This window comes from uncultured Nitrosomonas sp. (assembly GCF_902826915.1).
Classification (GTDB): domain Bacteria; phylum Pseudomonadota; class Gammaproteobacteria; order Burkholderiales; family Nitrosomonadaceae; genus Nitrosomonas.
In genome coordinates this window covers 1-6,127 of the sequence record NZ_CADEGP010000106.1, presented here as the reverse complement: position 1 = coordinate 6,127, position 6,127 = coordinate 1, and the positions used below count along the sequence as shown (strand labels likewise).

Here is a 6,127-nt window from a genome sequence, read left to right as displayed (position 1 = left end):
CACCTTGGCTTTGAATCCCGCTGCGTGATTCCTTCTCGTCCTTCTCATACTCTCGTTCCTTTTTTGTCGCCTATTGCACGACTTGGGTCGAGCAAGATTGCCACTTAAAGGACTGTCCGAATTTGCGAGGCCACTTCTATCTCTCTAAATAATTATTATTTATTTCAATAGAATTTTCAGGTTTATGATCTTTTTTGATAGTTCTCAATTTCACCCCCTGTAATTGTTGCAAGTCACTAGCCTGTCTTTATAAAACTCTTGACTTTTATTATAGCATGGGTCAAATTATATAAAAGATTATCTATGAGTATTATTGATCATTAATGTATATTTTCATCATGAGATGCTCACAATATTAATCTAATCAATAAATACAGGATAACAAGATGAATTCAGTTTCCGTAAGCCCAGAGGATTACAGTTTTTATAGTGCACTCAGTCATCCGCCTTCACGGGTTGCAGGTAATACGCCTGATTTGTCTATCTACCGTCCAAAAGGAGTTCCTAAATATGGTGCTTTTCATTTCAAGGCACCCGTTGAGGGGTTGTTGCAAATAGGTGGCGCACATAACGCCGAAACTGACTGGTCGGATGATTTCGAAATTGCCTGGACGAAAATGGGTAGCAAAGGGCCGTTGGTTCTCTTTTTACATGGTGTTCCAACCAATCGTTTCCAATGGGAAGAAGTACAGGGGCAAGTATCACGTTTTTGCGAAACGATTTCTATCGACATGCTGGGAATGGGTGAAAGTTCCAAACCACGCTTATATGGCCGCAAAGATAATTCATCCCCTAATGCGATGTGGCATTGGATTAATGATGTCGACTACATTGAAAGATTGATGCAACAAGAATATCCGGGACGACAATTTATTTTTATTGCCGATGACTGGGGAAGCGGTATTGCTTCGCACTATGCCGCAATTCATAACAATCGTTTAAATGCGCTCGTGCAAATGGATCCGATCGCCTTCGACGGCTATCCGGTGAATGAAATACAGGCAATAGGCAGAGCCTCCGAAATTCCGAATACACCAGAAGGCGATGCACAATTTGCAATGCTGCTCGCAGCATTTGATCAGACATTAGTGCAGATTCTAAAGTCTATGGTGTACGATTCTTCCAAATATAATCAATATAATCTGCGTTCTCTGACTTTTCCTTATGTTGATGTGGACTACGAACGCAATGGAAAGAATGATGGTGTCACCGATGTCGCCAGATCAACAACCATGCGCCTAAAACTACATAACTTGCGCGTACTATCAGATCGTGCAGCTATTCTCAGTCCATCCTTGCTACTGCCTCATCATCCACAATGCAATCCCCATGGGGTTCAATACCAGAACATTACCGTTCCGACACTGATCATGTGGGGTGAATTTGACAACATGATGCCAGCAGCGCAGACACAACGGTTTGTTCATGTACTAGGGACAGATGATGTGCAAATTACTTACATTCCAAGAGCGGGACATTTTCCGGCTACAGACAATCCAGGCTGCGTCACAGACACTATCCTTAATTTTATTCGTCGTGTTATGGGACGCAGTGCGCTGGCTGATATCTACATTGGAAATCAGGGTATCTGGAAAGGCGATGAACGCCAGATGATTCAGGAATTACGGGTGCTGCATGGCATTGCCGATTGATAAAGCAGAAAATTTCATGATAGTAATACTGGACATTCCATATTTTATGAACGATTTAATGAAAACAATGATGCTTGAATCGGATTTGACTTGCCCGTATTGCGGTTTCATTAAACAAGAAACCATGCCCACTAATGCCTGTTTATATTTTTATGAATGCACAGGCTGCAACACACTATTAAAACCGAAACCGGGTGACTGCTGCGTCTTCTGTTCCTATGGAGCCGCGGTATGTCCACCCCGGCAGACTGAGACGAGCTGCTGCAACCTTTTTTGATAAGTATCACATGATTGCAGGCAATAATGACTTAAACATTCAAACATGGCTGGAAGAGCATGGTGATTACCTATTCAATTATGGACTTTTAAGAGTAAAGAATACGCATGTCGCTGAGGATCTGGTTCAAGAAACACTGCTGGCGGCAATATCCGCTAAAAATACTTTTTCCCATCAATCTACCATTCGGACCTGGCTGATTGGCATACTCAAACACAAGCTGATTGATCATTTCCGACGTCATGGACGCGAAGTCGCCGTTGGCGATCTGATTGATCAGGATGAGGAAGACAATCTGGATAACTTTTTTAGAGCCAATGGCCGATGGATTGAAAAACCGGAGGCTTTTCCTAACCCAGAATCAGTCTTTCAACAAAAAGAATTCTGGAAGATCTTTCAGGAATGTTTATCTGGACTGAAACCAAAGCAAGCTGAAGTATTTCTTGCTAAAGAAATTCATGGAATGAGCAATGAGGATGTCTGTAAGGATTTTGCACTCAGCCCGACTAATGCGTGGGTAATTATGCATCGTGCTCGATTGTCCTTGATTAAGTGTTTAAAAATTAACTGGATAGACTAATAGTGGGTAAATTAAATGTTGAATTGTAAACAAGCTAGTCAGTTGGCCTCTCGATCAATGGATGAAAAATTACCCTTGTGGAAAAACATGACGTTACAAATGCACCTGATTTTATGCCGTAGCTGCACTAATTTTACGCGGCAACTTTACTTTTTACGCAAAGCCTCACGTCGATCTAAAACTAACCTTGACTTTCAGTTAACTGACGAAGCAAGGCAACGTATCGCTAATGCGCTAAAGGATATGCAAAATGGTTAATAATTGCATTAAGAAAATACCAGGCCGAAGTGAAGATTGGGTCAGCGTATGCAAAGATGGCGACCAGAAATGATAATGAATGAGGAGAATTAATAAATGCTACAAGCCGTCACAGAAAAAGCATCCGATTCTTCAGCTATATTGATTGAAATTGGAAAAACTTTTGGAGGTCATGTCCCCAACGTTTTCAAAGCCTACGCCGAACACCCTTCATTACTTGCAGCCAATTGGGAGAAATTCAAGGCGATTATGCTTCAGGGCAAATTGCGTCGTAAAGTCAAGGAGGCCATTGCGGCGGTAGTCTCTTATGATAACAACTGTAAGTATTGTGTTGCAGCGCATAGTGCAGCATTAACTAGCATGAAAGTAAGTGAATCGGAAATTACTGCCATGTTTCAAGACACATTCCCTGATGATTTTACCGACAAGGAAGCCGCACTGGTGAAGTTTGCCCGTAAAGCCAATCTTGATTGGCACAGTATCGGCAATGCTGATCTCAAGGAATTATTGGTTGATCTTAAAATTGAGGCATCTGAAATGCTGGAAGCATTAGGAACGATGGAGCTATTTATCGCATTTAACCGATTCGCTGATGTGATGGGAGTTGAGGTAGATTTTTAATCAAACCAGCAAGCCGCCACTGCATAAGACCATTTTCGCCGAACTCCTAGTTATTGTTACCGTAGGAACAAAATAACCGGTCTTTGGCGTCATACTTTTTGCGGGCAAGGCACATATTAAATGCAGTTTGTTGATGACATAAGCCAAGGTGATTTTTATATCCTGCCGGTAAAAAAGTTGACAGGATATAAATGGTTTATCGATAGTTTTTGAGATGTTTGCCAAGGAAATCACGAATGAGATCAGCAATCTCCGTGCCATGTGTCTCTAGGGCGAAGTGTCCAGTATCAAGCAGATGTATCTCCGCGCCGGGAAGGTCACGTTTATACGGTACTGCCCCGTCGGCAATGAATATCGCATCATTCTTGCCCCAAACCACAAGTGTTGGAGGGGTATACTCTCGAAAATAAGCCTGCCACTGAGGATATTGCGGAATGTTGGTGCGATAATCATAGAACAAATCAAGCTGGATTTCGGCATTGCCTGGACGATCAAGCATCGCCTGATCCATAGTCCAGGTATCAGGACTGACCACTGATGCATCCTTAATGCCGTTAGTGTATTGCCATTTCGTCGCTTTAATCGAAGTTAACCAGCGAAGGGCTTCGCGTTCAGTTGATCTGCCTGTTTCCCAATAAGCCTTGATAGGATCCCAGAACTCGCCAAGGCCTTCCAGATAAGCGTTACCATTCTGGACAATGAACGCATTTACTTTGTCTGGATTGGCCGCCGCCAACCGGAAACCCACGGGCGCGCCATAATCCATCACATAGAGAGTGTAATGTGTAATGGTAAGATATTCGAGCAGTTTGTTAATCACTAAGGCATAGTTATCAAATGTGTAAGCATAATCATCCCGGTCAGGCATTGCACTTTGGCCGAAGCCAGGATAATCCGGCGCGATAATGCGGTACTTATCTGCCAGAAGAGGAATAAGGTTACGAAACATATGAGATGAGGTCGGGAAGCCGTGCAACAATAGCAGGACGGGGGCGTCTTTGCTGCCAGCTTCGCGGTAGAACACGTCTATACCATCCACGTTTGCGGTGCGGTAATTCAGCTGGGGTGAGATAACAGCGTTTTTCTTGTCAGCGTTGGCTGCGGTTGATAGAGGCAGTGCTGTAAGCAATCCCAATGTAGTAGCCGTTATCAGAATTGATTTAAAGTTCATGACAATCTCCTGTATAAATAAATAATTCACGCGGCAGTGCGTGACAATGGGTTAACCATTGGGAAGTCAACCTCGATTTGGGCTGCTGCATTGATAAAGCTGGTCAAGGAATCGAATGCCACATGTATAAACATTTCGACAATCTCAGCCTGCGTGTAACCTGCCGCCTTGACGGCATTAAAGTCGGCGTCAGAAACATGACCACGCTTTTGTACCACACGGGTAGCAAAGTAAACGGCGGCAGCCGCTTTCGGGTCAGACGAAACTCCACTGCGATTTACCATGATTTCGGCAATCGCCAAGGCAATACGTTCGCGGGTCTTGGCATCAAGCTTACTCTTGCTTGATGCTTCGTTAAGATGCATATAGCCTTCTAAGGCAACTAGGCTAATGCTCAATATTTTTATCAAATTGGGAACCATGCCCAATTGTTTTTTTACAGCATCCAGTAGTGATAAAGCAGCCGGAGGGATTTGATCTGGAGTAGGAATTTTGATTCTGTTCACGATGATTCTCCAAGTTAAATTTAGAAAATTTGTTCGTAGCGCACGATGCGTAGCGAACAGTTAAACTTTCTCATATTCCACTTGAAGTTAGAATACCTATAAATCACAATAGATTATTTCAATAAATGGAATAATCTATGGGTAGACTACATTTAATGACTGTCTTCGTGGCAGTTGCTGAAGAGGAAAGCTTTGCAGCAGGTGCGCGGCGGCTCAGTATGTCGCCGCCTGCTGTGACACGAGCAATTTCCACCTTGGAGGATTGCTTGGAGGTAAAACTGCTTAACCGTACGACACGCTACGTGCGAGTAACAGATGCTGGAAGTCGTTATCTCGACGATTGTCGTCGGATTATCCATGAAATCGACGAAGCCGATGAAGCTGCTGCGGGGATCAATGCAGAGCCTCGGGGTCATTTAGCTGTTACAGCGCCAGTTATGTTTGGAAAGTTATTCGTTATTCCCGTGATTGTAGATTATTTACGACGTTATTCGGATATGGAAGTGTCAGCAGTCTTTCTTGACCGCGTTGTCAACTTGCTTGAGGAAGGTTTTGATGTTGGTATCAGGATTGGCCAATTGCCGGATTCCACTATGCGAGCAATCCGGATAGGCCACGTCCGGCGCGTATTGTGCGCTTCTCCTAGTTATATATCGAAATATGGATTGCCATCCAACCCGAATGAATTGATTCAGCACTCCATAGTTTCCGCCAGCGGTGTTTCGCCTGTTATGGATTGGAAATTTTTTCCGGATATCTCAGTAAAGTTAAAGCCACGACTGACCGTGACTAGCAATGATGCCGCTATTGAGGCTGCTCTTGCAGGTATGGGGGTTACTCGATTGCTTTCTTACCAAATTCAAACCCATTTGGCTTCAGGACAACTACAAACATTATTGACTGAATATGAACCGCCGCCGCTACCTATCCATATTATCCACCGTGAAGGTCGCTATCCCTCAGCAAAGGTCAGATCATTTGTTGACCTTATGGTTGCCGCACTTCGCACGAGCTATAGTCAAATCTGGTGTATGAGAATCAAGCGACCTGCTGTTTTTGATC

Annotated in this window: 8 protein-coding genes; 6 read left to right on the top strand and 2 right to left on the bottom strand. The window is 43.6% G+C overall.

The window, feature by feature from the left end; translation table 11 throughout:
- Positions 1–386 precede the first annotated feature (386 nt).
- The 5 genes from QZV86_RS13140 (at position 387) to QZV86_RS13120 (ending at position 3,388) form a co-directional block, all read left to right on the top strand.
- Positions 387–1,652: an alpha/beta hydrolase gene (locus tag QZV86_RS13140; RefSeq protein ID WP_295629024.1), complete on the top strand. Its 1,266-nt coding sequence runs from the start codon at positions 387–389 to the stop codon at positions 1,650–1,652.
- Positions 1,653–1,710: 58 nt separating this feature from the next.
- Positions 1,711–1,929, top strand: a complete 219-nt coding sequence (locus QZV86_RS13135) for a GDCCVxC domain-containing (seleno)protein (protein ID WP_295629027.1) — start codon at positions 1,711–1,713, stop codon at positions 1,927–1,929.
- A complete protein-coding gene (locus QZV86_RS13130) occupies positions 1,847–2,509 on the top strand; it encodes a sigma-70 family RNA polymerase sigma factor (protein WP_295629021.1) in 663 nt (220 codons plus the stop codon). Before QZV86_RS13135 ends, QZV86_RS13130 begins: the two co-directional genes overlap by 83 nt.
- A 15-nt stretch (positions 2,510–2,524) precedes the next feature.
- On the top strand, positions 2,525–2,767 hold the full coding sequence (locus QZV86_RS13125; RefSeq protein ID WP_295629018.1) for a zf-HC2 domain-containing protein: 243 nt from the start codon (positions 2,525–2,527) through the stop codon (positions 2,765–2,767).
- 96 nt (positions 2,768–2,863) lie between these two features.
- On the top strand, positions 2,864–3,388 hold the full coding sequence (locus tag QZV86_RS13120; protein ID WP_295629015.1) for a carboxymuconolactone decarboxylase family protein: 525 nt from the start codon (positions 2,864–2,866) through the stop codon (positions 3,386–3,388).
- 196 nt (positions 3,389–3,584) lie between these two features.
- On the opposite strand, the gene QZV86_RS13115 is transcribed toward QZV86_RS13120, so the two are convergent.
- Both QZV86_RS13115 and QZV86_RS13110 read right to left on the bottom strand, forming a co-directional pair.
- The gene (locus QZV86_RS13115; protein ID WP_295629012.1) at positions 3,585–4,559 is read right to left on the bottom strand and encodes an alpha/beta hydrolase; all 975 of its coding nucleotides are present in this window, start codon (positions 4,557–4,559) and stop codon (positions 3,585–3,587) included.
- A gap of 26 nt (positions 4,560–4,585) precedes the next feature.
- Positions 4,586–5,065, bottom strand: a complete 480-nt coding sequence (locus tag QZV86_RS13110; protein ID WP_295629009.1) for a hypothetical protein — start codon at positions 5,063–5,065, stop codon at positions 4,586–4,588.
- A 137-nt stretch (positions 5,066–5,202) separates the two neighbouring features.
- Here QZV86_RS13110 and QZV86_RS13105 point away from each other — a divergent pair.
- Positions 5,203–6,127: LysR family transcriptional regulator (locus tag QZV86_RS13105; RefSeq protein WP_295629006.1), on the top strand; the 925-nt coding region annotated here is incomplete at its 3' end.

Excerpts from the sequence above, each read along its gene's own strand:
- QZV86_RS13140 (WP_295629024.1), top strand. The coding sequence starts at position 387 with ATGAATTCAGTTTCCGTAAGCCCAGAGGATTACAGTTTTTATAGTGCA.
- QZV86_RS13135 (WP_295629027.1), top strand. The coding sequence starts at position 1,711 with ATGAAAACAATGATGCTTGAATCGGATTTGACTTGCCCGTATTGCGGT.
- QZV86_RS13125 (WP_295629018.1), top strand. The coding sequence starts at position 2,525 with ATGTTGAATTGTAAACAAGCTAGTCAGTTGGCCTCTCGATCAATGGAT.
- QZV86_RS13120 (WP_295629015.1), top strand. The coding sequence starts at position 2,864 with ATGCTACAAGCCGTCACAGAAAAAGCATCCGATTCTTCAGCTATATTG.
- QZV86_RS13115 (WP_295629012.1), bottom strand. The coding sequence starts at position 4,559 with ATGAACTTTAAATCAATTCTGATAACGGCTACTACATTGGGATTGCTT.